General features: G+C 68.7%; 27 protein-coding genes. 11 read left to right on the top strand and 16 right to left on the bottom strand.

Features of this window, described 5'->3' with window-relative positions:
* Window positions 1-19 precede the first annotated feature (19 nt).
* A complete protein-coding gene (ypfJ, locus tag E0H50_RS24810) occupies window positions 20-922 on the bottom strand; it encodes a KPN_02809 family neutral zinc metallopeptidase (protein ID WP_131292639.1) in 903 nt (300 codons plus the stop codon).
* A 130-nt stretch (window positions 923-1,052) separates the two neighbouring features.
* Here ypfJ and abc-f point away from each other — a divergent pair, with 130 nt between their 5' ends.
* Together abc-f and E0H50_RS24800 are read left to right on the top strand one after the other, a co-directional pair.
* On the top strand, window positions 1,053-2,651 hold the full coding sequence (gene abc-f / locus E0H50_RS24805) for a ribosomal protection-like ABC-F family protein (protein WP_131292638.1): 1,599 nt from the start codon (window positions 1,053-1,055) through the stop codon (window positions 2,649-2,651).
* 24 nt (window positions 2,652-2,675) lie between these two features.
* Entirely contained in the window at window positions 2,676-3,440 is a 765-nt protein-coding gene (locus E0H50_RS24800) for an enoyl-CoA hydratase/isomerase family protein (protein WP_131292637.1), read from the top strand.
* Between the two features lie 190 nt (window positions 3,441-3,630).
* Here E0H50_RS24800 and E0H50_RS24795 read toward each other — a convergent pair whose 3' ends face one another.
* The 3 genes from E0H50_RS24795 to E0H50_RS24785 are packed head-to-tail and all read right to left on the bottom strand — an operon-like array spanning window position 3,631 to window position 4,843.
* Window positions 3,631-4,074, bottom strand: coding sequence for an SRPBCC family protein (locus tag E0H50_RS24795; RefSeq protein WP_131292636.1), 444 nt, complete (start codon window positions 4,072-4,074; stop codon window positions 3,631-3,633).
* Entirely contained in the window at window positions 4,071-4,406 is a 336-nt protein-coding gene (locus E0H50_RS24790) for an ArsR/SmtB family transcription factor (protein WP_238151184.1), read from the bottom strand. Before E0H50_RS24790 ends, E0H50_RS24795 begins: the two co-directional genes overlap by 4 nt.
* A complete protein-coding gene (locus tag E0H50_RS24785) occupies window positions 4,403-4,843 on the bottom strand; it encodes an SRPBCC domain-containing protein (protein ID WP_131292635.1) in 441 nt (146 codons plus the stop codon). The genes E0H50_RS24790 and E0H50_RS24785 overlap by 4 nt, the downstream gene beginning before the upstream one ends.
* A 133-nt stretch (window positions 4,844-4,976) precedes the next feature.
* Between E0H50_RS24785 and E0H50_RS24780 the strand changes: the two genes are divergently transcribed.
* Both E0H50_RS24780 and E0H50_RS43100 read left to right on the top strand, forming a co-directional pair.
* On the top strand, window positions 4,977-6,863 hold the full coding sequence (locus E0H50_RS24780; protein WP_202868311.1) for an ABC transporter ATP-binding protein: 1,887 nt from the start codon (window positions 4,977-4,979) through the stop codon (window positions 6,861-6,863).
* Window positions 6,863-7,039 (top strand): hypothetical protein, encoded by a 177-nt coding sequence (locus tag E0H50_RS43100; protein WP_165547285.1) that lies wholly within the window; start codon window positions 6,863-6,865, stop codon window positions 7,037-7,039. The genes E0H50_RS24780 and E0H50_RS43100 overlap by 1 nt, the downstream gene beginning before the upstream one ends.
* 15 nt (window positions 7,040-7,054) lie before the next feature.
* Here E0H50_RS43100 and E0H50_RS24775 read toward each other — a convergent pair whose 3' ends face one another.
* The 3 genes from E0H50_RS24775 to E0H50_RS24765 form a co-directional block, all read right to left on the bottom strand.
* The gene (locus E0H50_RS24775) at window positions 7,055-7,558 is read right to left on the bottom strand and encodes a hypothetical protein (protein WP_131292634.1); all 504 of its coding nucleotides are present in this window, start codon (window positions 7,556-7,558) and stop codon (window positions 7,055-7,057) included.
* A gap of 64 nt (window positions 7,559-7,622) precedes the next feature.
* A complete protein-coding gene (gene uppS / locus E0H50_RS24770) occupies window positions 7,623-8,381 on the bottom strand; it encodes a polyprenyl diphosphate synthase (RefSeq protein ID WP_131292633.1) in 759 nt (252 codons plus the stop codon).
* Window positions 8,381-9,457 (bottom strand): ATP-dependent DNA ligase, encoded by a 1,077-nt coding sequence (locus tag E0H50_RS24765; RefSeq protein WP_131292632.1) that lies wholly within the window; start codon window positions 9,455-9,457, stop codon window positions 8,381-8,383. Before E0H50_RS24765 ends, uppS begins: the two co-directional genes overlap by 1 nt.
* A 96-nt stretch (window positions 9,458-9,553) precedes the next feature.
* Between E0H50_RS24765 and E0H50_RS24760 the strand changes: the two genes are divergently transcribed.
* Genes E0H50_RS24760 through E0H50_RS24750 form a run of 3 tightly spaced genes read left to right on the top strand, consistent with a single transcriptional unit; the run spans window position 9,554 to window position 10,796 of the window.
* Window positions 9,554-10,129 carry a DUF1707 and FHA domain-containing protein gene (locus tag E0H50_RS24760; protein WP_131292631.1) on the top strand — a complete coding sequence of 192 codons (576 nt, stop codon included), beginning with the start codon at window positions 9,554-9,556 and terminating at the stop codon, window positions 10,127-10,129.
* Between the two features lie 38 nt (window positions 10,130-10,167).
* Window positions 10,168-10,464: a hypothetical protein gene (locus E0H50_RS24755; RefSeq protein ID WP_131292630.1), complete on the top strand. Its 297-nt coding sequence runs from the start codon at window positions 10,168-10,170 to the stop codon at window positions 10,462-10,464.
* Entirely contained in the window at window positions 10,461-10,796 is a 336-nt protein-coding gene (locus E0H50_RS24750) for a YnfA family protein (protein ID WP_131292629.1), read from the top strand. The genes E0H50_RS24755 and E0H50_RS24750 overlap by 4 nt, the downstream gene beginning before the upstream one ends.
* A 4-nt stretch (window positions 10,797-10,800) precedes the next feature.
* Here the strand turns inward: E0H50_RS24750 and E0H50_RS24745 are convergent, their stop codons facing one another.
* Window positions 10,801-11,775, bottom strand: coding sequence for a zinc-binding dehydrogenase (locus E0H50_RS24745; RefSeq protein ID WP_131292628.1), 975 nt, complete (start codon window positions 11,773-11,775; stop codon window positions 10,801-10,803).
* Window positions 11,776-11,876: 101 nt separating this feature from the next.
* Between E0H50_RS24745 and E0H50_RS24740 the strand changes: the two genes are divergently transcribed.
* Entirely contained in the window at window positions 11,877-13,085 is a 1,209-nt protein-coding gene (locus E0H50_RS24740) for an ROK family transcriptional regulator (protein WP_131292719.1), read from the top strand.
* On the opposite strand, the gene E0H50_RS24735 is transcribed toward E0H50_RS24740, so the two are convergent.
* From E0H50_RS24735 to E0H50_RS24710, 6 genes are read right to left on the bottom strand one after another with little or no spacing between them, the layout of a single operon-like run.
* Window positions 13,060-14,427, bottom strand: a complete 1,368-nt coding sequence (locus tag E0H50_RS24735; protein ID WP_131292627.1) for a GH1 family beta-glucosidase — start codon at window positions 14,425-14,427, stop codon at window positions 13,060-13,062. The genes E0H50_RS24740 and E0H50_RS24735 overlap by 26 nt on opposite strands.
* Window positions 14,424-15,377: an aldo/keto reductase gene (locus tag E0H50_RS24730; RefSeq protein WP_131292625.1), complete on the bottom strand. Its 954-nt coding sequence runs from the start codon at window positions 15,375-15,377 to the stop codon at window positions 14,424-14,426. The genes E0H50_RS24735 and E0H50_RS24730 overlap by 4 nt, the downstream gene beginning before the upstream one ends.
* Window positions 15,374-16,159 (bottom strand): VOC family protein, encoded by a 786-nt coding sequence (locus tag E0H50_RS24725; RefSeq protein ID WP_131292623.1) that lies wholly within the window; start codon window positions 16,157-16,159, stop codon window positions 15,374-15,376. Before E0H50_RS24725 ends, E0H50_RS24730 begins: the two co-directional genes overlap by 4 nt.
* 8 nt (window positions 16,160-16,167) lie before the next feature.
* Window positions 16,168-16,929, bottom strand: a complete 762-nt coding sequence (locus E0H50_RS24720; protein WP_165547284.1) for a carbohydrate ABC transporter permease — start codon at window positions 16,927-16,929, stop codon at window positions 16,168-16,170.
* Between the two features lie 59 nt (window positions 16,930-16,988).
* Complete coding sequence (locus tag E0H50_RS24715; RefSeq protein ID WP_131292619.1) at window positions 16,989-17,906, bottom strand: carbohydrate ABC transporter permease; 918 nt, start codon at window positions 17,904-17,906, stop codon at window positions 16,989-16,991.
* A gap of 4 nt (window positions 17,907-17,910) precedes the next feature.
* Entirely contained in the window at window positions 17,911-19,212 is a 1,302-nt protein-coding gene (locus E0H50_RS24710) for an ABC transporter substrate-binding protein (protein ID WP_131292617.1), read from the bottom strand.
* 151 nt (window positions 19,213-19,363) lie between these two features.
* Here E0H50_RS24710 and zapE point away from each other — a divergent pair, with 151 nt between their 5' ends.
* From zapE to E0H50_RS24695, 3 genes are read left to right on the top strand one after another with little or no spacing between them, the layout of a single operon-like run.
* Window positions 19,364-20,374 (top strand): cell division protein ZapE, encoded by a 1,011-nt coding sequence (zapE, locus tag E0H50_RS24705; RefSeq protein WP_131292615.1) that lies wholly within the window; start codon window positions 19,364-19,366, stop codon window positions 20,372-20,374.
* A gap of 12 nt (window positions 20,375-20,386) precedes the next feature.
* Complete coding sequence (locus E0H50_RS24700; RefSeq protein WP_131292613.1) at window positions 20,387-21,106, top strand: hypothetical protein; 720 nt, start codon at window positions 20,387-20,389, stop codon at window positions 21,104-21,106.
* Between the two features lie 14 nt (window positions 21,107-21,120).
* On the top strand, window positions 21,121-21,990 hold the full coding sequence (locus E0H50_RS24695; protein WP_131292610.1) for a polyphosphate kinase 2 family protein: 870 nt from the start codon (window positions 21,121-21,123) through the stop codon (window positions 21,988-21,990).
* A gap of 3 nt (window positions 21,991-21,993) precedes the next feature.
* On the opposite strand, the gene E0H50_RS24690 is transcribed toward E0H50_RS24695, so the two are convergent.
* Together E0H50_RS24690 and E0H50_RS24685 are read right to left on the bottom strand one after the other, a co-directional pair.
* A complete protein-coding gene (locus E0H50_RS24690; protein WP_131292607.1) occupies window positions 21,994-23,076 on the bottom strand; it encodes a Clp protease N-terminal domain-containing protein in 1,083 nt (360 codons plus the stop codon).
* Complete coding sequence (locus E0H50_RS24685) at window positions 23,076-23,303, bottom strand: ribbon-helix-helix protein, CopG family (RefSeq protein ID WP_131292604.1); 228 nt, start codon at window positions 23,301-23,303, stop codon at window positions 23,076-23,078. The genes E0H50_RS24690 and E0H50_RS24685 overlap by 1 nt, the downstream gene beginning before the upstream one ends.
* Window positions 23,304-23,613 lie beyond the last annotated feature (310 nt).

Genomic DNA, 23,613 nt, shown 5'->3' with positions numbered 1-23,613 from the left:
CAGCTGAGAGGGCAGGCCGTCAGAGGGTTTGGGCGGACCAGGTGTCGCAGGTGGTCATGTCGCCGGAGTCCATGCCCTTGGTGAACCAGCGCATGCGTTGTTCGGCGGTGCCGTGGCTGAAGCTTTCGGGGGTGACCTGGCCCTGGGTCTTCGACTGGATGCGGTCGTCGCCGACCGAGGCGGCGGCGTCCAGGCCGCGGGCGATGTCGTCCTCGCTGAGCTCGGTGATGAGCGGCTGGCCGCTCGAGTTCGGGACCGTGGTCGCGTGGTTGGTCCAGATCCCGGCCAGGCAGTCGGCCTGGAGTTCGGAGCGGACCGAGTCCGACGCCGGACCGCTGCGGGTCTTGATCCGGTCGAGGATGCCGTACAGGTTCTGGATGTGGTGGCCGTACTCGTGCGCCACGACGTACGCCTCGGCGAACTCGCCGCCGCGGGCGCCCAGGTCGTTCTGCAGCGTCCGGAAGAACCCGATGTCCAGGTACACCCGCTTGTCCGGCGGGCAGTAGAACGGGCCGACCGCGCTGGTCGCCGGGCCGCAGCCGGTGTTCACCGAGCCTTCGAACACCCGCATCGGCGCCCGGGTGTACTTCTTGCCGCGCCGGGGGAGCTCCGCGGCCCAGAAGCTCTCGATCGAGTTCTGGTAGAACACGAACCGGCAGTCCGAGTTCGACTGCAGGTCGGTGCCCTTCTTGCAGGAGTCGAGATTGCCCGCCGCCGTGTTCCGCACCGCCGGTTCCTCGCTGCCACCTCCGCCTGGCAGGCCACCGGTCAGCAGCAGGATCACGACGAGCAGGATGATGCCGCCGATGCCGCCGCCGACCGGGATCATCCCGCCGGGGAGGCCACCGCCGCGTCCGCCACCACTACCGCGGGTGTCCTCGACACCGCTGGTGTCGAGATCCGCATCCGGATTGAATTTCACGCCACCTACACTAGTCCTGAGAGCGGGGGATTTCGGCGTGCCGCGACACTGCCGCGACGCCGCCACGACACTGCCCTGCCCGCCCGGAGCTCAGCCCCGTATCCCAGCGTAAGGACGCCTGCGACCCCCGATGATCACCGTTTCCAATCTCGAGGTGCGCGTCGGTGCCCGTCAGCTGCTCGCGCCCGCCTCGTTCCGGGTCGGCCCCGGCGACAAGGTCGGGCTGGTCGGCCGCAACGGCGCCGGCAAGACGACGCTGACCAAGATCCTCGCCGGTGAGGGGCTGCCGGCCAGCGGTTCCGTGACGTCCTCGGGCGAGATCGGCTACCTGCCGCAGGACCCGCGCACGGGCGATCTCGACGTACTGGCCCGGGACCGGATCCTGTCCGCGCGCGGCCTGGACGACGTCGTACGCCGGTTGCGCTCCGCCGAGAAGTCGATGGCCAGTGCGGACGAGAAGACCCGCGCGAAGGGCATGCGCCGCTACGAGCGGGCCGAGGCGGAGTTGCACGCCGCCGGTGGGTACGCCGCCGAGTCCGAGGCGGCCCGCATCGCCGCGAACCTGGGTCTCCCGGACCGTGTCCTCGGCCAGCCGCTGTCGACGCTGTCCGGTGGTCAGCGCCGCCGGGTCGAGCTGGCCCGGATCCTGTTCGCACAGGCCGAGACGCTGCTGCTCGACGAGCCGACGAACCACCTGGACGCCGACTCGATCATCTGGCTGCGCGACTTCCTGAAGTCGTACGCCGGTGGCGTGATCATGATCAGCCACGACGTGAACCTGCTGCAGGACACTGTCACCCGGGTCTTCCACCTGGATGCGAACCGGGCCGAGATCGACGTCTACAACGTCGGCTGGAAGGCGTACCTGCTGCAGCGGGAGACCGACGAACGCCGCCGCAAGCGCGAGCGGGCGAACGCGGAGAAGAAGGCGACCCAGCTGGTCGACCAGGCGAACAAGATGCGCGCCAAGGCGACCAAGGCGGCCGCGGCGCAGCAGATGCTGCGGCGGGCCGAGCGGTTGATGTCGTCGCTCGAGGACGAGCGCAAGCAGGACCGCGTCGCGAAGATCTCCTTCCCGACGCCGGCGGCCTGCGGGAAGACGCCGCTGATGGCGCGGGAGCTGTCGAAGTCGTACGGCTCGCTGGAGATCTTCACCGACGTCGACCTGGCGATCGACAAGGGCTCGCGGGTCGTCGTACTCGGCCTGAACGGCGCCGGGAAGACCACACTGCTGCGGATCCTCGGCGGGATCGAGAAGGCCGACACGGGTGAAGTGGTCGACGGCCACGGCCTCAAGCTCGGGTACTACGCCCAGGAGCACGAGACCCTGGACGTGAACCGGACGGTCCTGGAGAACATGAAGACCGCCGCCCCGGACCTGAACGAGACGCAGGCGCGCAGCGTGCTCGGCTCGTTCCTGTTCACCGGCGACGACGCGGACAAGCCGGCCAAGGTGCTGTCCGGCGGCGAGAAGACCCGCCTCGCGCTGGCGACGCTGGTCGTGTCGGCGGCGAACGTCCTGCTCCTCGACGAGCCGACCAACAACCTGGACCCCGCGTCCCGCGCCGAGGTGCTGAACGCGATCCGCTCGTACACCGGCGCGATCGTCCTGGTCACCCACGACGAGGGCGCCGTCGAAGCCCTCGAGCCCGAACGCGTCGTCCTGCTCCCCGACGGCGTCGAAGACCTCTGGACCAACGAGTACGCCGACCTCATCTCGCTCGCCTGATTACTTCCGGGTAATATCCGCGCCATGACAGGTCTGCGGTTGACGGTGGACGGGCCGGTGGCCCGGGTTGTGCTGGATCGTCCCGAGGTGCGCAACGCGCAGACTCCGGCGATGTGGAGTGCGCTGGCCGAGTTCGGTACGGCGCTGCCGTCCGACGTCCGCGTGGTGGTCGTGTCGGGGGAGGGGCCGTCGTTCTCGGCCGGCCTGGACCGGCGGTTGATGGTCGGCGATCCCGTCGACGGTCAGGAGCCGTTGCTGACGCTGGGCGCCAAGCCGGAGCCGGAACTGCTGGAGCTGATCGCCGCGTTCCAGTCCGGGTTCTCCTGGCTGCGGCGTCCGGAGATCATCAGCATCGCGGCTGTCCAGGGGCACGCTGTCGGCGCCGGGTTCCAGTTGGCGCTCGCCTGTGATCTGCGGGTCGTGACCCCGGACGCCCGCTTCAGCATGCGCGAGCCGGCCCTCGGTCTGGTGCCCGACCTCGGTGGCACCCAGCCGCTGGTGCAGCTGGTCGGCTATTCGCGGGCGCTCGAGCTGTGTACGACGACCCGGTGGGTGGAGGCGGCCGAGGCGAAGGAGATCGGGCTGGCCAACATCGTCGTACCCGCCGAGGAACTGGCGGCGACGGTGAAGGACCTGACCGACGCCGTCCTGGGCCCGCTCCCGGGTGCGATCCGCGAGACCAAGGCCTTGCTGCTCGGCGCCGCGGACCGCACCTACGAGGATCAGTTGACGGCCGAGCGTGAGGCTCAGTCCCGCCGCCTGAAGGAACTCATCGCCGCGCTGGGTTAGGGGCAACGCCGCTCGGTGAAGCGAGGGCAGACCGGCAAGGCAGCCGGGTGTTTGGTGGGGGTGGGCGTTTGGTGGGTGGGCGTCTGAGATGGTGGGTCTGTGCCTGGTATCTGGGTTGCCAACCCGGCATCTCGGACGTCCACCCATCAAATGAGGCTCCTGTACAACCGAGACTGCGACGGCCAGCCGGTTAGTGCCAGTTGCTCACCAGTACGTCGTGTGGCGCGGGCTCGCCCTTGCCGGTTTCGACGTACTGCTTGAGGCTCATCAGGAACGTGGCCCACTTGGTGCTGCAGTGGTACATGAACTCGACCGGCTCCCGCCAGCCTGCCTGCTTGAACAGGACGATCGTGTACTCGTCGGTCTGGGACAGCTCGAAGGTGACGTGGGTGCCGATCCACTCGTCCGGGCCGCCGACGACCTCCCAGTGGACCAGTTCGCCGGGCTTGGTCTCGACGACCTTCATGTCGAACCCGTCGCCACCAGCCGTCGCGAACCGGAACTGGATCACCCCGTCCGGGTCGCCGACGGTGTCCTCGGTCCACCACCCGGCCAGGCCGTCGATCGTGGTGAGTGCGGCGTACACATCCTTCGGGGACGCGATGACGCCGACCCGGTGCAAGATATCGCTCATGGCTGTTGCCTCTTTCGTTGTTCGATTGCCTCGGAGATGCGCTTGATGCGCTGCAGCCGCCGGTCCCAGGCGTCGGTGACGTCGGTCAGCTGATTGATGGCGTGGGCGAGGCGGTTCTCGTCCACGGTGTAGCGGCGTTCCCGTCCGGACGGCGTGGAGTGCACCAGGCCGGCCCGGTCGAGGACGCCGAGATGCTTCGCGACCGCCTGCCGCGTGACGGGCAGCTGGTCGCTGAGACCGGTCGCCGTGCCGCCGCCGTCCGCGAGCAGCAGGTCGAGCATCCGCCGCCGGGTCGGGTCGCCGATCGCCGACCAGAGCTCGTCGTCGATCACGGCCGCTGCGCCAGCTTCCCGGCGTACGGCGGGATGCGGGGAAGGAAGTAGTCCCAGCCGGTGGTGTGGTCGGCGAGCATCTCGTCGGGCTTCGACGCCGCGTCGTACCCGGTCTCGGCGAAGCGCAGGAGCGTGCCGCCGTCGGCCGGGATGACGTCGAACGTGACCAGCAGCGAGTTCTCCGGCGTGGCGGTGTCGCCGGTGTAGCCCCAGCGGAAGGAGAAGCGCCGCGGCGGGTCGGCCTCGACGACCGTCACCGGCTCGACCTTGTCCCCTTCCGGCCGCCGGAAGGTGATCCGCCCGCTCGCGCCGGGCACCGGGTCGAGGTCCACCTCTTCCGGCCACCACTCGCGCAGGTGCTCGGGCGAGCTGATCACCTCGTAGACCACCTCGGGGCTGGCCTGCACCCGGATCTCCCGCTCGATGCTCCTGGTCATCGCTTCCGTCCTTTCGCAACCTTTGGTTGCATGTGACTCTAGATCAGCTCGCGCTGATGCGCAACCAAAAGTTGCGGGAAGCGTCGCCGGGCTCCGGATGTTGAGAAGATGCAGGTAAGAGGGAGGGAGCCGGATGTCGGGAATGATGCGCCCAGGGATGGGCGCGATGGGCTGGCGGCGCCAGGACTCGTCGGTCCTCGAGCAGAAGCTCGCCAAGGGCACGCTGCGGCGGATCGTCCGGTTCGCCAGGCCGTTCCGCTGGCACATCACGGCGTTCCTGCTGCTGGTGATCGTTTCGGCGGTGCTGGTGATCGCGTCGCCGCTGCTGTTCAAGAAGATCGTCGACGACGGGATCTCCAAGGGGAACGCCGGCCTGGTGACCGCGCTCGCCCTGGTGGTCGCGTTGCTCGCGGTCGTGGAGGCGGCGCTGGGGCTGGTGCAGCGCTGGTTCTCGGCGCGGATCGGTGAAGGGCTGATCTTCGACCTGCGGACGAAGGTGTTCGCGCACGTCCAGCGGATGCCGGTCGCGTTCTTCACCCGGACCCAGACCGGCGCGCTGGTCTCCCGGCTCAACAACGACGTGATCGGTGCCCAGCAGGCCTTCACCTCGACCCTGTCCGGCGTCGTCTCGAACGTCATCAGCCTGATCCTGGTCATCGGCGCGATGCTCGTGCTGAGCTGGCAGCTGACGGTGGTCGCGATCCTGATGCTGCCGATCTTCCTGATCCCCGCGCGGGTCCTCGGCCGCCGGCTGGCCGCGATGACGCGCGAACAGATGAACCTCAACGCCGAGATGTCCACGTCGATGACCGAGCGCTTCAGCGTCGGTGGGGCGCTGCTGGTCACCCTGTTCGGCCAGCCCCGCCTCGAGAACGCGGACTTCGGCGAGCGCGCCGGGCGGGTCCGCGACCTGGGCATCCGGATCGCGATGCTCGGCCGCGTGTTCTTCACCGCGCTGACGTTGGTGGCGGCGCTGGCCACGGCCCTGGTGTACGGCGTGGGCGGCAACCTGGCCGTCCGCGAGACGTTGACCATCGGCACGCTGCTCGCGCTCGTCGCGCTGCTCGGCAGGCTGTACGGTCCGCTGACCGCGCTGTCCAACGTCCGCGTCGACGTGATGACCGCGCTGGTGTCGTTCGAGCGGGTCTTCGAGGTGCTCGACCTCGAACCGATGATCACGGACGCCCCGGACGCGACGGATCTGCCGGCCGACGCGGCGAGTGTCGAGTTCGAGCACGTCGCGTTCGCGTACCCGACGGCCGAGCAGGTCTCGCTGGCCAGCCTCGAGTCGGTCGCCGTCCTGGACAAGCGGGTCTCGGCCCAGGTGCTGGAGGACGTGAGTTTCGTCGTACGGCCCGGCCAGATGGTCGCGCTGGTCGGCCCGTCCGGAGCCGGCAAGACGACCATCACGAACCTGGTCGCCCGGCTGTACGACGTGAGCGGGGGAGCGGTGCGGATCGGCGGTCAGGATGTTCGCGACGTCACCTTGCAGTCCCTGCACGACACGATCGGGTACGTCACACAGGACGCGCACATGTTCCACGACACGATCCGCGCCAACCTCGCCTACGCGAAACCCGGCGCGGCCGAGGAGGAGCTGGTCGCGGCGCTCCGGGCCGCGCAGATCTGGGAGCTGGTGTCAGCGTTGCCGGACGGCCTGGACACCGTGGTCGGCGATCGCGGTCACCGGCTGTCCGGTGGCGAGCGGCAACGACTCGCCATCGCCCGGTTGTTGCTGAAGGCTCCGAAGGTCGTCGTCCTCGACGAGGCGACCGCGCACCTGGACTCCGAGTCCGAGGTCGCCGTTCAGCGGGCGCTGGACACCGCACTCGAAGGCCGTACGTCGCTGGTGATCGCGCACCGGCTGTCGACGGTGCGGAACGCGGACCAGATCCTGGTGGTTGACCACGGCAACATCGTGGAGCGCGGCACACACGAGCAGCTACTGGCCGCCGGCGGCGAGTACGCTGATCTGTACCACACGCAGTTCAACGAATCCGGCACAGCGGCAGGTGTCTGATGATCAAACTGGGCCTCGTCCTGGCAGCCGGGTACGCCGGCTTCAAGGTCGCGTACCACTCCGAGGACGGCCGCCACTACGGCCGCACCGGCGACCGCGCGATCCGCACCACCCTCTCCCTCCTGATAGCCAGTCTCGCCGGCGGCATCACCTACGCGGCCCTACTCCCGCACTGAGAGACCCGATTCTGGTTACTTGGTCGCGGCCGGGCGTGAGTCGTGTTCCAGGAGGTGGAGGACCGGTACGCCGAGGTGTCGGCGGGCCGAGTTGGTCCAGTCGAGGTGGAAGAACTCCGCGACGATGTGCGGCCGCGTCAGGATGATGACCTCCTGGCCGTGGACGTGCTGCACGGTCGCGACCAGGGCGTCGATCGGACGGTCGTGCGAGATCCCGCCCTCGGCGGTCTGCCCGAGGTCGCGCAGCCGCTGCACGCTCCGGCCGCTGCAGCCCTTGGCCTCGGTGTCGATCGCCTTCTGCGCCTCAGCTAGGTCCTGGCGCTGACCGGCCAGGCCCGGCCCGTAGAGGTCCGCGGTCCCGAGGGCGCTGATCGACGCCTCGACGCCCGCCTCCGCGTTGTGGCAGGGCACCAGTACGTGGTACCTGACCGGATCGGGCATGTCCTGATGGAGTTCGACGACGCGTTTCGCGTCGGGCTCGGACAGTTCCTGTTCGACGAGCAGTACGACGTCGTACATCGTGCCACCTCCGTGCTTACCAGTCGGTATACCTCCATAGTGCCCCCTCAGCGGGCGGAAGTATTCAACTGGATCGTTCCAGTCTCCGGCGTCCGTACGTTCGGAGCGCGCGGAGCAGGTCCACCTCGCGGAATGCGGGCCAGTAGAGGTCGCAGAACTCGATTTCCGAGCCGGTCGCCTGCCACAGCAGGAAGTCCGACATCCGCAGTTCGCCGCTGGTCCGGATCACCAGTTCCGGGTCCGGCAGGCCCGGAACGTACAGGTGCCGACTGATGTCGTCCTCGCTCAACGCGTCCGCGACCTCCTCGATCGACCGCCCGTCCGCGGCCGCCTCGTCGAGCACCGACCGAACTGCGTCCAGCACCTCGAGCCGGCCGCTGTAGGCGATCGCGATGGTCAGATCGCCTGCGTCCGGACGGTCGCGCGTCTCCTCCACGGCCTCCTTCAGCGCACGAGCTGTTGAATCCGGCAACAGATCCAGCTGGCCGGCGACGTGCAGCCGCCAGCGATTGTCGCGCCGGACGTGCTCCGCGAGCACGGTCTCGGTGAGGTTCATCAGGTAGTCGACCTGGTCCGCGTCGCGCTTGCGCAGGTTGCTCGGCGACGCGACCCAGGCCGTGACACACGGGATCCCGGCGTCGGCGCACCACTGCAGGAACAGCTCCAGGTGCTCGGCGCCGAAGCGATGGCCGATGCGTACGTCGTCGTACCCGGCGCGCTTCGCCCAGCGCCGGTTGCCGTCCATCGCGATCGCGACGTGCTGCGGCTTCGGCAGGCCGACGAGCTGGCGCCTGAGACGGCGCGTGTAGAGGCTGTAGAGCATCAGCGTTGGGCGCTCGACAAGACGTCGGCCAGGTCGAACTTGATCGGCTCCTCCAACTGCTCGTACGTGCACGACTCGGGGGTGCGATCCGGGCGCCAGCGGACGAACTGCGCAGTGTGCCGGAAGCGGATGCCTTCCATGTGGTCGTAGCGAACCTCGACGACCCGCTCCGGGCGCAGCGGGACGAAGGACAGGTCCTTGCCCGCCTGCCACCGGCTGCCCTCCGCGTTGCGCGGCGTACGGACGCCTTCCTCCTGCTTCGCCCACGCCCACGGGTGCTCGTCGAACGTCGTGACGAGCGGCTGCATCTCCTCGAACAGCTCCTTGCGTCGCTCCATCGGGAAGGCGCCGATCACGCCGACACTCGCGAGCGTGCCGTCGTCGTTGTACAGCCCGAGCAGCAGCGAGCCGATCCGGTCCGGGCCGCTCTTGTGCAGGCGGTAGCCCGCCACCACGCAGTCCGCCGTACGCTCCGGCTTGATCTTGAACATCACCCGCTTGTCCGGTTGGTATGTCCCGTCCAGCGGCTTGGCGATCAGCCCGTCCAGGCCGGCGCCCTCGAACTGCTCGAACCACTGCGCGGCTATGTCGTGATCGGCGGTCGCGGGGGTGACGTGGATCGGCTCTTTCACGTTTGCGAGCGCGTCGATCAGCGCCGTACGGCGTTCGCTGAACGGGCGCTCGGTGTAGTCGTCGTCACCGAGCGCCAGCAGGTCGAATGCGACGAACCGCGCCGGCGTCTTCTCGGACAGCATGTTCACGCGGCTCGCGGCCGGGTGGATCCGCTGCTGCAGCACCTCGAAGTCGAGCCGGTCGCCGGACTCGCCGATCACGATGATCTCGCCGTCGATCGCGCAGCGCTCCGGGAGATTCGCCTTCACCGCCTCGACCAGCTCGGGGAAGTACCGGGTCATCGGCTTCTCGTTCCGGCTGCCGATCTCCACCTCGTCGCCGTCGCGGAAGATGATCGACCGGAAGCCGTCCCACTTCGGCTCGTAGGACAGCGCCCCGCACGGGATCTCCTTGACCGGCTTGGCGAGCATCGGCTTGACCGGCGGCATCACAGGCAGTCGCATCCCGTCATTCTGTCCCACGGCGCGGACAGTCACCAGGAACGTACCGTCACAGTCTCGTGGTGGACAGTGAGCCGGACTGCCCCGGACAATGCCCTCATGAGTACGGTCGGGGTGCAGTGGGGGCGTCCGTCGGACGCCGAACGCGACCGTGCGCTCGCCGTACTTCGCGACGGCGCCGGCTCGGGCCGCCTGTCGCACGACACCTTCATCCGCCGGATGAACTTCGTCCTCCGCGCTCAAAGCCGCGGCGAGCTGGCCGACGTACTCCGCGATCTGCCGCGAACCGAACCGCGTCGTGCCGGTTGGCTGCATCACCTGCGCGCCAGACTCCCACGCCTCGCGAGAGGCAGGACCAGCTCGTCGCGGGCGAGTAGGCCGCGTCTCTCGCCCGCGCCGTCCCCTACGCCGGCGTTGGCGCTCCCGGCGCCGGGTTCTCCGACTGTCCGGATCGGGCGCTTCCCGGGTGCGACGCTCCGACTCGGGGACGTCACCGTGTCGCGCTTCCACGCCGAGCTCCGGCACCTCGGCGACGGCTGGATGCTCCGCGACCTGGGCTCGATGAACGGCACCTGCGTCAACGACCTCCGCATCACCACCACGGTCCGGGTCCGTCCCGGCGACCGGGTGAGCTTCGGCGCGGTCACCTTCACACTGACCTCCCACGGCCAGTAGTTGCATCCGGTACGCCGGTACAGGTTTACCGTCGGACCATGGACGAGACCTGGGCCCCGGAAGCCTGCACCCTGCCCACCGCGGAGCGGCCGTTCCGCGTCGCCGAGTTCGACGACCTGTTCGCCACGCATCTGCGCCGCTCCGAGCGCGTGGACCCGCAGACCCTCGACCTCACCCTGAACCCGGAATCCCGGGCGACGGTCGAGGACCTCACCGCCCGCGAGACCGAGTGCTGCTCCTTCTTCACCTTCACCCTGACCGGCACGACCGAACTCCACCTGCGCATCACAGTCCCACCGACCCAAACCGCCGTACTCGACGGCCTGCTCGCGTGAGCGTGCTGAAATCGGTCGTGCTCTTCCTGCTGGCGGCACTCGCCGAGATCGGGGGAGCGTGGCTGATCTGGCAAGGCTGGCGCGAGCATCGCGGCCTGTTGTGGATCGCCGGCGGAATAGTTGCCCTAGGCGCCTACGGCTTCGTCGCCACCTTCCAGCCCGACCCCAACTTCGGCCGCATCCTCGCCGCGTACGGCGGTGTCTTCGTCGCCGGCTCCCTCGCCTGGGGCATGCTCGTGGACCGCTTCAAACCCGACCGCTACGACCTCATCGGCGCCACCATCTGCCTGTTCGGTGTCCTGGTCATCATGTACGCGCCCCGCAGCAGCTGAGCCCTCACGGAATGAGGACGACCTTGCCGGTGGTGTTGCGGGTTTCGAGGGCTTGGTGGGCGGAGGCGGCGTCGGACAGGGGGAACGTTGTGGTCAGCGCCTGCCAGCGGCCCGACGTGACTTCTTCCAGGGCGGCGGATTCCAGGGCTCGGAGGTGGCGGGCGAGTTTGGCGCCGATGGCCCAGCCGGCGGTCAGGCCGCGGGACATCAGGTCTTCGTGGGTGAACTCGATGGGGCCGCCGCCTGACCAGCCGAACATGAGGGCGCGGCCGCCGGTGGCCAGGAGGTCGAAGGCCTGCTGGCCGTTGGTGCCGCCGACGCCGTCGAAGAGCACTGTGATGTCGCGGTCGCCCAGCTCGGCCCTCAGGCGCGTTGTCCAGTCGGGGTCGCGGTAGTCGATCGCGTACTGAGCTCCGAGCGAGCGCACCAGTTCGACCTTCTCCGGACCGCCTGCCAGGCCGATCGCCACCGCGCCGATGTTCTGCGCCGCCTGGATCAGGTAGCTGCCGATCCCGCCCGCGGCCGCCGTCACCAGGACGACGTCGTCCGCGGTGAGGTGTGCCTGCCCGAGGATCCCCGCGGTCGTCCGGCCGGTGCCGATCGCGGCGACCGCCTGCGCCGCGTCGACGTGATCGGCCAACTCGTACAGCGACTCGACCTTCGCCACCGCGCGTTCGGCGTACCCGCCTGGCACCATGCCCAGATGGACCACGACCCGCTTGCCGATCCACGTCGGATCGACGTCGGGGCCGACCGCGCTGACCCGGCCCGCGACTTCGCGCCCGGGGATCGTCGGCAGTTCCGGGACCGGGATCGGGCTGCCGCCGGAGGTACCCGCGCGGATCATCGTGTCGACGAGGTGGACGCCGGCGGCCTCGACCTCGACCAGCACCGTGCCGCTGCCGGGAGTGGGGTCCGGCACGTCCTCGTACACCAGGTTTCCGGCCGGACCGAACGTGTGCAATCTGATCGCTTTCACACCCGAGACGCTAGAACCTCAACAATGATTGAGGTCAACCCCTGCCACTTCCTTACGTTGTGTACTAAAGTGCGCTCCGAGGGAGGGCTGACGTGGCGAAGATGCTGAGAGGTGCGACCGCGCAGGAGACGCACAGCGCGATCCTCGACCTGATCCGTTCCAGCGGCACGGTGACCCGCGTCGACCTCGCCGACCGCTCCGGCCTGACCGGTGCGTCGATCTCCCGGGTGGTCAAACGCCTGCTCGCCGACGGCCTGATCATCGAGACCGGGTACGGCGACCCGACCGGCGGGAAACGCGCCACGCTGCTGCAGTTCAACCCGCGCGCCCGGCACGCGGTCGGGATCGCGGTCGACACCCCGAGTACGACGTACGTCGTCACCGACATGAGCGGCCGGGTGATCGAGCAGCTGTCGTCGCGGGGGATCGGGAAGGATGCTCCGGCGACCGCGGTACGGCGGATCACGGCCGAGCTCGAGGACCTGATCGTGAAGGCGGGGATCGAGCCGTCCACGCTGGTCGGGGTCGGCGTCGCGCTGGCCGGCCGGCAGGGCCGGGGCGGGACGCGGCTGCTGCGGACGGACTCCGAGAAGTACGCGTGGGAGCCGTTCGCGGTGCGGGACACGCTGAAGGCGGCGATCGACCACCCGATCGTGGTGGAGAACGACTCGACCTGCGCGGCGATCGGCGAGTTCTGGGCCGGGAAGATCCCGTCGGTGAACGACTTCGCGACCGTGTACCTGGCGGCCGGTTTCGGGCTCGGCCTGATGACGAACGGCGATGTGTACCGCGGCTCGTCGTCGAACGTCGGCGAGATCGGCCACATGGTGCTCGACGTGAACGGCCCGATGTGCTGGTGCGGCGGGCAGGGCTGCCTGGAAAGCCTGGCCGCCCCGGCCGCAGTGGTCGCCCGCGCCGAGCAGGACGCGGCGCTCGCCGACAAGCTCGGTCTGCGCGGTCGTCAGACGTCGGTACGGGCGGACTTCGCGAAGATCGCCCGCCTCGCGGCCGGCGGTGATCCGCGGTGCGTGCAGCTGATCGAGGAGTCGGCGACGTACCTGGCGAAGGCGCTGCTCTCGATCACGAACCTGCTCGACCTCGACCAGATCATCCTCGCCGGCCCCGGGTTCAGCGAGACCGGCGACATCTATGTGCGGCTCGCGACGCAGGAGCTCAACCGCCTGTCCTTCGTCCGCGCCATGCACCCGACCCGCGTCGAGCTCTCGAAACTCGGCCCGAGTGCGGCGGCTCTGGGTGCCGCCTCACTCGTCCTTCACAGCCAGCTCACTCCCCACCAGAACCGCTCGTGAGGTAGTTCTTCAGCCAGGCGCCGCTCTTCTTCACGATGCGGGCCTGTGTCGCGTAGTCGACGTACACGATGCCGAAGCGGCGGCTGTAGCCCCAGGCCCACTCGAAGTTGTCGAGCAGCGACCAGGCGAAGTACCCCTTCAGCGGGAAGCCCTCGGTGACCAGCTCCTGGCAGACGGCGACGTGCTGCTGCAGATAGTCGAGTCGCTCGTCGTCCTCGACCGTCCCGTCCGCGGTCACGAAGTCCGGGTACGCCGAACCGTTCTCGGTCACGTACAACGGCAACTCGGGCGCGAGCTTGTTGATCGTGACCAGGATGTCGCGCAGGCCGGTCGCCTGGATCGGCCACCCCATCTGGGTCCGCGGGAGGCCGGTGTCGACGGCGACGACGTTCTCGCTGCCCGGCTGGGTGGAAGCGACCGGCGACGAGATCGGCCCGTCGGGCGCCGCCACCGTGGTCGGGCAGTAGTAGTTGACGCCGATGAAGTCGAGCGGCGCCCCGATCAGCGGGAGGTCGGCCTCCTGCGCCGCGAACCACTCCGACATCCCGGTGTCCTCGAGGACGTCCGCCGGGTACTGCCCGGACAGCAACGGCTCCAGGAACAGCCGGTTCCGCAGGCCGTCGATCCGGCGGGCGGCGTCGCGGTCGGCGGGGGAGTCGGACGCGGCGTGGATCGGCGCCGGGTTGAGCGCGATCCCGTACGTACCGCTCTCGGACCGGATCGCGTCGAGCGCCAGACCGTGGCCGAGCAGCAGGTGGTGCACCGCCTTCAAGGCGTCGGCGCCTTCGGTCCGGCCCGGTGCGTGCTCACCGTTGCCGTACCCGAGGAACGCCGAGCACCACGGCTCGTTCAGCGTCATCCAGTGCTTGATCACGTCCGACAAGGCGTCGTGCGTGACGGCGGCGTAGTCGCGAAAACGCTCGGCGGTGTCGCGCACCAGCCAGCCGCCGGCGTCCTCGAGCGGCTGCGGCAGGTCCCAGTGATACAGCGTCGCGTACGGCGTGACACCGTTCTCCAGGCACGTCTCGGCGAGCCGCCGGTAGAAGTCGAGCCCAGCAGGAACGACGGTGTTGGCTGGGCCCGCGGGCATGATCCGCGGCCAGGCGATCGAGAACCGGTACGCGTTCAGCCCGAGGTCCGCGAGCAGCCGGACGTCGTCGGCGAACCGGACGTAGTGTTCGTCGGCCACGTCGCCGGTGGTGCCGTCCGCGATCCGGCCCGGGGTGTGGGCGAACGTGTCCCAGATACTCGGGCCGCGACCGTCCGCGGAGACCGCACCCTCGACCTGGTACGACGCGGTCGCCGCGCCCCAGGTGAACCCGCTCGGGAAGCCGTTCGTCACGTCGTCTCCTTCTCGACCCAGTACTGCCTGTCCGGCAGCAGGCTACCTAACCGGTTAAGCAGTTCGTCGGGCAGGTCCGCATCCTGGGCAGCGAGCAGCGCGTCGACACGGGCCGGCTTGCTGATGCCGACGACGGTGCCGGCGATGCCCGGGTCGTCGATCGAGTGCCGGAGCGCGGCCGTCGCGAGGTCGGTGCCGTACTCCTGGCACGCCTTGTCCATCTCCGCCACGGCCTGCAGGACCGCGGCCGGCGCCTCGCGGTAGGCGTACTTCGTCGCGCCGGCCGGGTTCGCGAGGATCCCGCCGCCGTAGACCGCCGCGTTCACCACCGCGATGCCCTCCGCGCGGGCCCGCTGGAAGATGCCGCCGGCCGAGTGGTCGACCAGGCTCCAGCGGTTGTGCACGAGCAGTACTTCGAACCCGCCGAGATCCAGGTACCGGGACAGCTCCCGCGTGTCGCCGCCGGCCAGGCCGACGTGCCCGATCTCCCCGTCGGCGCGCAGTTGCATCAGCGTATCGACGGCGTCGCGCATCGACTCGAAGTCGTGGGCCTCGGGGTCGTGCAGGTGGACCAGCGGCAGTTCGTCCAGCCCGAGCCGTTCCTTGCTCTCGGCCACGCTCGCACGGACGCGCGCGCCGGAGTAGTCGCCGTCCTTCGCGTCGACCTTCGTCACCACCAGGAATCCCTCGGGGAGTCCGCCGTACTCGCGGATCGCCTGCCCGATCCGGGTCTCGCTGGAGCCGTCGCCGTACCCGTTGGAGGTGTCGATCCAAGTCAGGGGGCTGTCGAACACGCGCAGGACCAGGTCGACCGCCTCCTGGGCCGTGACGTCGTACCCGAAGACGGCGGGCATGCCGGCGATCCCGCTGCCGCCGGCGCCGACGGCGGAGACGGTGAGACCGGTCGAACCCAGCGGACGGAGCCAGTTGCCCTGTGTGTCGTCTGTCATGCGCCGGAGCCTACGGCGTACGTGAACCCGTCGGGGTCGACGTAGACCTTCGTCCCGTCCGGCGAGATCGCGACCGGCAGGCCGAGCAGGTCAGCCGGGTCGCCCGCGAGTTCGGCGTACGCGAACCCCGCGACGTCGAGTTGCGGGTCCCGCGAGGTCTTGGGGACGTCGTAGGTGAAGACCTCGAGAACGGTGTCGCCGCCCTTGAGGTAGCCGATGTGGAAACCGCGGACGTCGTGCGGCTGCTCGATGGTTCCGATGAAGTCGAAGCCGTGGCGCTCGTGGTAGTGCGCGGCGGTGGCGTCGCGGTCCTCGATCGTGACGGCCACGTGGTCGAACCGCGGGCGGGCCGGTACGCCGAGCGCGCGTTCCCGCGCCACCCCGTCCGCGTCCAGGATCTCGGCGTACTGCAGGTCGCCCTGGATCATCTCGAGCAGCGTCCCGTCCGGGTCGTAGAAGAAGCAGATCCGGACGTTGCCCTCGGCATCGAGCGGGTCGAGCTTGAACTCCACCCCGGCGTCCTTGAGGACACCGGCCCGCTCGTCGATCCGGTCCACCTTGAAGCCGATGTGCCGGAAACCCTTCTGCAGATCGTCCGGTGACCAGGTGCTCTGCTCGCGGCCGTTGCCGACGGCCCGCAGTTCGACGGTCGCGGTCACCGCGTCCAGGACGGCTCGCTCGGCGGTCGGTTCGCCGACCGGGCGGAGTTCGAGGAAGGTGGTGTAGAACTCGACGGAGCGCTGCACGTCGGTGCAGTTGACCACGACGTTCTTGATCGGCATCCAAGCTCCTAATTCTTGACGGCGCCGAGCATCATCCCGGCGACGAACTGCCGCTGCATCCGGACGTAGACGATCACGACCGGTACGACGGACAACGTGAGGCCGGCGGTGAGCGCCGGCCAGTTCGTGGAGTACTGGCCCATCAGCGTGAACAGCACCGGCTGCAGCGGCAGCGAGTCGGTGTTCCGCAGGACCGTGTTGGCGATCAGGAACTCGTTCCAGGTGGACAGGAACTGGAAGATCACCACGGTCGCGATGCCGGGCCTGGTGAGCGGCAGGATCACCCGCCGGAAGATCGTCAGCTCGCTGCCGCCGTCGACCCGGGCCGCCTCGATCAGCTCGTCGGGCAGCGTCTGGAAGAACGCCCGCATCAGGAACATCGCGAACGGCGCCGATCCGGAGATGTACAGCACCAGTAGACCGGCCTGACTGTCGAGCAGACCGAACGACTTGAGCTCGAGGTAGAGCGGGATGATCAGCGCCGTCGACGGCATCATCAGCGTCGTCAGCAGGAGGACGAAAAGCGTGTTCCGGAACGGGAAGTCCAGCTTCGCGAACGCGTACCCGCTGAGCGTGGCGAAGACGAGTACGCCGATCACCGTCACCGACGTGATCCACACGCTGTTCCAGAAATGCAGCGGGAACTCGATCGACGTCCAGGCGTCCCGGTACGCCGTACCGGTGAGCTTCCGCGGGATGATCGGGCCGTTGAAGATCGTGTTCTGCTCCCGCAGCGACGTCAGCAGCATCCAGCCGAACGGAAACGCCATCAGGACACAGAACGGAAACAGTACGAAAGTCGCGAAGGATTTTCCGGCCCACGGTTTCCTCATCGGTCCGCCCTCCGGGTCAGCCAGAGCTGCGCGATCACCGCGAGCGTGCAGAGCACCATCGTCACCACGCTGAACGCGCTGGCGTACCCCAGTTGCGGGATCGAGCCGGACGTCGTACCGAAGGCCAGCGAGTAGAGATAGGTGCCGAGTACTTCGCTGGCGTGGTTCGGCCCGCCGCCGGTCATCACGAAGATCACGTCGAACGCCTTGAACCCGTTGAGCAGCCCGAGGCTGACGATCAGGCCGGTCACGATCCGCAGACTCGGGACCGTGATGTGGCGGAACTGCTGGACCGTGTTGGCCCCGTCCATGGCCGCGGCCTCGTACAGGTTCGGATCGATGCTCTGCAGCCCGGCGAAGTAGATCAGCATGGTGAAGCCGAGTCCGCCCCAGACCGTCACCACGACGATCGCGGGCAGCACGGTCTTGTGGTCGGCCAGCCACGGGTGCTGCAGGCCGTCCAGACCGATTGCCCCGAGCAACCGGTTCAGTGTGCCGATGTTCGGGTCGTAGATCAGCTTCCAGAGCACCGCCGACACCACGAACGACACGATCCCGGGAATGAACAGGATGGTCCGGACGACGACACCGACCTTCGGCCAGATCACGTTCACCAGCACCGCCGTGACCAGGCCGAGGAAGGTCAGGACCGCCGTCGTCACGCCGGTCAGCACCAGGGTGACGAGCAGCGCCCGGCGGGCCACCGGATCGTGCAGCATCCGGCTGTAGTTGTCGAACTGCACGAACCGCGGCGCCCCGAACCCGCCCCACGAGGTCAGGCTCAGGTACGCCGTGTAGAGGATCGGCCACAGCACGAACGCCAGGAACAGCACGAACGTCGGCAGGATGAAGGCGTAACCCGCGATCCGCTGTGATTTTCTGAGGGGTGTTCCGAGGAGGTGACCGGCGCGCATCCAGTCAGCCGCCCTTGGCGTTCTGCACCGCCTGCTGCATCGCCTTGGCGACCGCCGCCGGCTCGCCGCTGCCGTCGAAGATCTTCGCCAGCGGATCGCCGGCCGCCACCGACCCGGGACCGAACGGGATGTGCGGGCAGCCGTCGCCGTCGAGCAGCCACGACGTCATCTGCTTCATGATCGGCAACTCGATCCGCTGCGCGGCGCTCTTGGTGGCCGGCATCGAGTTCGACTCGTTCATCGTGGGGGAGTACTGCTCGGCCGAGTACATGAACTTCAGGAACTCCAGCGCGGCGTCCTTGTTCTTGCTGGTCGCCGACACCGCCCACCCGGCGCCCGCCTGGTTCGCCGTCCAGTGCCGCATGCCGGGCGCGATCGCCGGCGTCTTCATCACCTTGTACAACTTGTTGAACGCCGGTGTCGCGTCCTTGGTCAGCCCCTGCGGCGTCCAGCTGCCGTTGAACAGCATCGCGGACTTCCCGGTGTAGAAGATCTGCGGCGCCTGGTCGCCGCTGGTGCCGGTGGTACCCGGCTGGAACACACCGGCCTTGACGATCTTCTGCTGCAGCTCGATCGCCTGGACCACCTTCGGGTCCTCGTACGTCGCGCCGTCCTTGAGCTGGTCGAGCTTCAGGTAGTACGTCGGGTCGTCGGCGACCTGGGTGATCAGCGGCAGGAAGAAGTCCAGCGAGCTGGTGGTGGGATTGCAGCTGAGCGCCACCGGGAACCTGCCGGTCGCCTTGATCTTCGCGGCCGCCGCGATCAGGTCGTCCCAGGTCTCGATACCGTCCTCCGCGACGCCGGCGTTCCTGAGCAGGTCCGGGTTGTAGAACAGCCCGAACGTCTGCGCCATCCAGCCGACGGCGTACTGCTTGCCGTCCAGCGTGTACTCCTGGTTGGCCGAGTCGAAGAAGTCCTTCAGGAAGTCGTCGCCGAGCTCCTGCTTCAGGTCGGCCGACACCCCGCCGGTGCCGTAGGTCAGCGCCCGCGTGTGCGGCGCGAAGATCTCCGGTACGTCGCCGCCCGCGACCGCCGCCTGCAACGCGGGCAGGTACTGGTCCGGGGTGCCGAAGATCCGGTTCTCGATCTTGATGTTGCCGTGCGCGGCCTCGAACGCGCTGATCAGCTTCGGGAACTGGTCCTCCTGGTCGTTGTACCAGGACCACATCCGGACCACGGCCTTCCCGCCGCTCGTGGTGCCGCCCCCGCTGTCACTGCCCCCACAAGCGGCCAGCGCAGCCCCGAGCCCAACCGCTCCCACCGCGCCTTTCAGAACCGTCCGCCGCCGCACGTGCTGTTCGCTCATCGGAGACTCCTCACGATCGCCTACTCAACTTCCTAACTGAAAGTAAGAAAGTGGTCAAGGCCACAGCAGCATCTTTGTGCCCGCACCAACCATTTCGGCGGCTGATTCTTGGTTGGTGGGTGCTCAAAGTGGAGTGGTTAGGGTTGGGCGCATGGTGGTGCGGTTGAGTGAGGTGTGGCCGGTGGTGGGGGCGGATCGGCTGTTGTCCGAGTGCGTGCCGCCGCCGCGGTTCGCCGACGTCCGGTTCGGCACGTACCGCCCGGATCCGGACGAGCCCTCGCAGGCGGAGGCGCTCGCGGTGCTGGTGGCGCGCGCCGAGAAGCTGGCCGGGCCGCGGCCGGCGCCGTCGCTGTGGTCACGGTTGCGCGGACGCAGCGAGTCCCCGGACAAGCCGGGCGTCTATCTCGACGGCGGATTCGGTGTTGGCAAGACCCACCTGCTCGCTTCGCTCTGGCACGAGGCGGCCGGCCCAAAGATGTACTGCACGTTCGTCGAGCTCACCAACCTGGTCGGTGCTCTCGGGCTGCGCACCGCGGTCGAGGCGCTGTCGTCGTACCGGCTGATCTGCGTCGACGAGTTCGAGCTGGACGATCCCGGCGACACGATGCTGATCTCGCGGCTGCTGGGCCAGCTCGTCGAGGCCGGCGTCGAGTTCGCGGCGACCTCGAACACGCTGCCCGACAAGCTCGGCGAGGGCCGGTTCCAGGCGGTCGACTTCCTCCGCGAGATCCAGGGGCTCTCCGCGCGGTTCGACGTACGGCGGGTGGACGGGCCCGACTACCGCCATCGCGGGCTCCCGGTGGCGCCGGATCCGTGGCCCGACGAGAAGGTCGAGCAGGAGGCCGCGGTCCGCGCGAACGCGTCCTGCGACCACTTCGTCGACCTGCACCGGCATCTGGCTGAGCTGCATCCGAGCAAGTACGGCGCTCTGCTCGACGGGATCGAGACGGTGGCGATCACCGACGTACGGCCGCTGACCGACGAGAACGTGGCGTTGCGGATGGTGGTGCTCGCGGACCGCCTGTACGACCGCAACCTGCCGCTCCTCGCGGGCGGCGTACCTCTCGACCAGCTGTTCTCCGCGGACATGCTCAAAGGCGGCTACCGCAAGAAGTACCTCCGCGCTCTGTCGAGACTCATCGCGTTGGCCCGTACCGCGTGATTTCCTGAGGGTATGAGTCTGCACGGACAGCGACGTACGGGCGTCTCGCTGGTGCTGCTCGCCTTGGGACTCGGCTTCCTGTTCGCGGGGAGGTTCGTGCAGTTCGACGACACGTCCGGGGTCGGCGGCGGGGAGTGGATCCTGCCGCTCGGCCTGCTGGCGATCGTCGCGGCGGTGGCTTCGATCGTGGTCGCCTGGCCCGAGCCGAAGGCCCGGCTCCGGACCGGGATCGCGCTGGTCGTTCTGTTCGCCGGTGTGCTCTGGCAACTCGTCGGCGACGACGGCTTCCGATTCGTCTGGCATCGGGACGAGGGTGGCCTCGTGCTGTTCGAGTTCGTGCTCGGGCTGACCGGCTTTGGGCTGATCGCCACCGGCGCGCAGCCTGCTGAGCCCGATGGGCCCGGCCCGATGGCCGAGGAGTTGCGGGCAGCGGACGCCGAGCGGCAGAAGTACCGGGTGCATCAGGAGCGACGGTGGATGGTCCGTGCCTGGCTGTACCTGTGTGGGACGGCAGTGCTGACGCTGCTGGCCTTCGCGATCGGCATCTCGGTCTATGAATCCACCGAGTGCGACGACGGCAGCAACCAATGCGATCTGGCCGTGGTGGGCGGGATGGCGTGGGCGGTGACCGCGTTCGTCGCCGGCGTGGTCGCGATCACCATCGCCGAGTGCGTTCGCGCAATCCGGCGCGATCGTGCGCGCCGGACCTCCGGGGAACCCGGTGACGAATAGGGCAGGATGACCTTATGGCGAAGCAGAAGAAGGGCGAGAAGTCAGCCGGTGGGGGACTGCGGGAGCAGCTGCGGGTGCCGGCCGGCGAGGTCGACCTGACGAAGTACGACACCCGCGCGACGGCGGGTTTCAGCGGGACCAAGGACGACGGCAAGCTCGCCCTCGACGCCCTCGGCGCCGAGGTCTCGGACTGGCAGGAGCGGCTGTTCGCCGAGGGCCGGACCGGTGGCGAGCGGAGCATTCTGCTGGTGCTGCAGGGGATGGACACCTCCGGTAAGGGCGGGGTGATCCGGCACGGTGCGGGACTGATGGACCCGCAGGGGCTGAAGATCACGTCGTTCAAGGCGCCGACGCCGTCCGAGAAGCGCCGCGGGTTCCTGTGGCGGATCCGGCAGGCCGTGCCGGGGCACGGGATGATCGGGGTCTTCGACCGGTCGCACTACGAGGACGTGCTGATCGCCCGGGTGCGCGAACTGGTCACGCCGAACGTGTGGACCCGTCGGTACGACCAGATCAACGAGTTCGAGGCCGAGCTGACCGCGAGCGGCGTGACGATCGTGAAGTGCTACCTGCACATCTCGCCCGAGGAGCAGCGCGCCCGGCTCGAGGCGCGGCTCGACGACCCGACCAAGCACTGGAAGTACAACCCGGGAGACGTCGACGAACGGCAGCTGTGGCCGGACTACATGGAGGCGTACCACGCCGCGATCGAGCGCTGCAACACGCCTGACGCGCCCTGGTACGTGATCCCGAGCGACCGCAAGTGGTACCGCAACTGGGCCGTCACCACGATCCTCTTGGAGACGCTCAAGGAGCTGAACCCGCAGTGGCCCACGGCCGACTTCGACGTGGAGAAGGAGAAGAAGCGCCTGGCGGCGACGTGAGCCTCAGCTGTCCGGGTCGATGTCGTGGCGGCGGAGGAGGTCGCGGAGTTTCGCGACCTGCTCGTGCAGGCGCTCGTTCTCCTCGAGGACGGCATTGAGTTCGGCGAGCAGGTGATGCCGGCGGCCGTACGTCGTCCACGTGTTGGCGGGGTCCTCGGCCAGCATGCCCGTGACGAGATCCTCCGACCGCCGGCGCCAGTTCAGCCGCTTCTCGAGCTTGCGGCGTACCTCGTCGGTGCTCTCGGCGAGCTTGGTGATGATCTGACCGCCGACCCCGTCGCCGTCGTGGAGTACGCCGAGGAGCAGGTGCTCCGGCCCCACATCCGCATCACGCGCCCGCGCCTCACCCCACGCGAACTCGAAGGTGCTCTTCGCGCGTGGGGTGAACGGGATCGCGCCCGCCGCCGCGCCGCTCCGGCCGCGGCCGATGATCTCCACGACCAGGTCCCGCACCGCCGGAGCCGTGATGCCGAAGTCGGCGAGCACCCGGGACGCGACGCCCTGCCTCAAGGTCACCAGCCCGAGCAGGAGATGCTCGGTGCCGACGTACACGTGGTCGAGCCGGCGGGCCTCGTCCTGTGCCAGCACGATGACCTGGCGCGCCGGTTCGGTGAACTTCTCGTACATCGGATCTCCCCTCCACCAGTCCTGCAGTAGGTCGCCGAGGCCGTCGAGCAGGTCGATCTCCAGATGCTCCTGCAGGTCCTCGGCGGTCACCGGGTGATGCTCGAGCCGGCTCCGGATGAAGGCAGCGGCTTCGCTGTGCCCGGCGTCGCCGGCCGCGATCCGATCGAGCAGGTCGTCGACGTCGGTCACCGGCTCGAGTTGCAGCTCGGCGCGGTTCAGCGAGACGAACTGCAGCACGACCGCGACCGCCACCACCCGGTTCGCCCCGGCGAACGGCCTGGCCCGCACGAGACCCGCGAGCAGCACTCCCGCCGATTCCGCGAGGCTCCCGGTCAGCCGTACGCCGTCCAATACCCGATCGATCGCGTCGAGATTCGACCGGCGGACGACGTCGTCGGAGTCGCACCGCAGCACGCGGGCCGCGATGGCGAGAACGTCGTACCGGCCGAGGTAGCGCATCAGTCGTCTCCGCGCAGCCGGCGCAACGACTCCTCGTGCCGGACGAGGTTCTGCTCGAGCAGGTCGCTGAACTGCGCGTCCTGCCGGCGCTGATCCACCAATGCCGCGATCGCCTCGCGTGCCACGTCCGACACCGACCGGCCCTCCACCGACGCCACGGTCTGCAGCCGCTCGGCCAGGTCCGGGTCGAGCCGCAGCAGGATGTTCTTGGTCGCGTCCTTCGCCATAGATAGCAAGATATCAGGCTAGCTGGACCTAGGTGGAGGCGGGAGACGCCCGTGGGGCGTCGATCCTGGAGTCGGTGCTGCGGGCGCGGGGGATTCGTTCGCCTACCACGCGTCCCGCGACGCCCTGCGCCGCGACTGTCGTCGTTACACCAACCTCGCGATGCGTGGTTGGACCTTGCTGCGGTTCTCGTGGGAGGACGTGATCCTGGACGAGGGGTGGGTCGGGGAGGTGCTGGCGGCTGTCCGAAGTGGACGCACAGGCAGGCAGAACCCCCAGAAGAGGGCCGCTTGAGGGCCCGAAACGGGAGTT

Origin of the sequence: Kribbella sindirgiensis, assembly GCF_004331435.1 — a bacterium.
GTDB classification, from domain to species: Bacteria; Actinomycetota; Actinomycetes; order Propionibacteriales; family Kribbellaceae; genus Kribbella; species Kribbella sindirgiensis.
This window is presented reverse-complemented; position numbering and strand designations above follow the sequence as displayed.

Excerpts from the sequence above, each read along its gene's own strand:
- abc-f (WP_131292638.1), top strand. The coding sequence starts at position 1,053 with ATGATCACCGTTTCCAATCTCGAGGTGCGCGTCGGTGCCCGTCAGCTG.
- E0H50_RS24800 (WP_131292637.1), top strand. The coding sequence starts at position 2,676 with ATGACAGGTCTGCGGTTGACGGTGGACGGGCCGGTGGCCCGGGTTGTG.
- E0H50_RS24795 (WP_131292636.1), bottom strand. The coding sequence starts at position 4,074 with ATGAGCGATATCTTGCACCGGGTCGGCGTCATCGCGTCCCCGAAGGAT.
- E0H50_RS24785 (WP_131292635.1), bottom strand. The coding sequence starts at position 4,843 with ATGACCAGGAGCATCGAGCGGGAGATCCGGGTGCAGGCCAGCCCCGAG.
- E0H50_RS24780 (WP_202868311.1), top strand. The coding sequence starts at position 4,977 with ATGTCGGGAATGATGCGCCCAGGGATGGGCGCGATGGGCTGGCGGCGC.
- E0H50_RS43100 (WP_165547285.1), top strand. The coding sequence starts at position 6,863 with ATGATCAAACTGGGCCTCGTCCTGGCAGCCGGGTACGCCGGCTTCAAG.
- E0H50_RS24775 (WP_131292634.1), bottom strand. The coding sequence starts at position 7,558 with ATGTACGACGTCGTACTGCTCGTCGAACAGGAACTGTCCGAGCCCGAC.
- uppS (WP_131292633.1), bottom strand. The coding sequence starts at position 8,381 with ATGCTCTACAGCCTCTACACGCGCCGTCTCAGGCGCCAGCTCGTCGGC.
- E0H50_RS24765 (WP_131292632.1), bottom strand. The coding sequence starts at position 9,457 with ATGCGACTGCCTGTGATGCCGCCGGTCAAGCCGATGCTCGCCAAGCCG.
- E0H50_RS24760 (WP_131292631.1), top strand. The coding sequence starts at position 9,554 with ATGAGTACGGTCGGGGTGCAGTGGGGGCGTCCGTCGGACGCCGAACGC.
- E0H50_RS24755 (WP_131292630.1), top strand. The coding sequence starts at position 10,168 with ATGGACGAGACCTGGGCCCCGGAAGCCTGCACCCTGCCCACCGCGGAG.
- E0H50_RS24740 (WP_131292719.1), top strand. The coding sequence starts at position 11,877 with ATGCTGAGAGGTGCGACCGCGCAGGAGACGCACAGCGCGATCCTCGAC.
- E0H50_RS24730 (WP_131292625.1), bottom strand. The coding sequence starts at position 15,377 with ATGACAGACGACACACAGGGCAACTGGCTCCGTCCGCTGGGTTCGACC.
- E0H50_RS24725 (WP_131292623.1), bottom strand. The coding sequence starts at position 16,159 with ATGCCGATCAAGAACGTCGTGGTCAACTGCACCGACGTGCAGCGCTCC.
- E0H50_RS24720 (WP_165547284.1), bottom strand. The coding sequence starts at position 16,929 with ATGGCGTTTCCGTTCGGCTGGATGCTGCTGACGTCGCTGCGGGAGCAG.
- E0H50_RS24715 (WP_131292619.1), bottom strand. The coding sequence starts at position 17,906 with ATGCGCGCCGGTCACCTCCTCGGAACACCCCTCAGAAAATCACAGCGG.
- E0H50_RS24710 (WP_131292617.1), bottom strand. The coding sequence starts at position 19,212 with ATGAGCGAACAGCACGTGCGGCGGCGGACGGTTCTGAAAGGCGCGGTG.
- zapE (WP_131292615.1), top strand. The coding sequence starts at position 19,364 with ATGGTGGTGCGGTTGAGTGAGGTGTGGCCGGTGGTGGGGGCGGATCGG.
- E0H50_RS24700 (WP_131292613.1), top strand. The coding sequence starts at position 20,387 with ATGAGTCTGCACGGACAGCGACGTACGGGCGTCTCGCTGGTGCTGCTC.
- E0H50_RS24695 (WP_131292610.1), top strand. The coding sequence starts at position 21,121 with ATGGCGAAGCAGAAGAAGGGCGAGAAGTCAGCCGGTGGGGGACTGCGG.
- E0H50_RS24690 (WP_131292607.1), bottom strand. The coding sequence starts at position 23,076 with ATGCGCTACCTCGGCCGGTACGACGTTCTCGCCATCGCGGCCCGCGTG.
- E0H50_RS24685 (WP_131292604.1), bottom strand. The coding sequence starts at position 23,303 with ATGGCGAAGGACGCGACCAAGAACATCCTGCTGCGGCTCGACCCGGAC.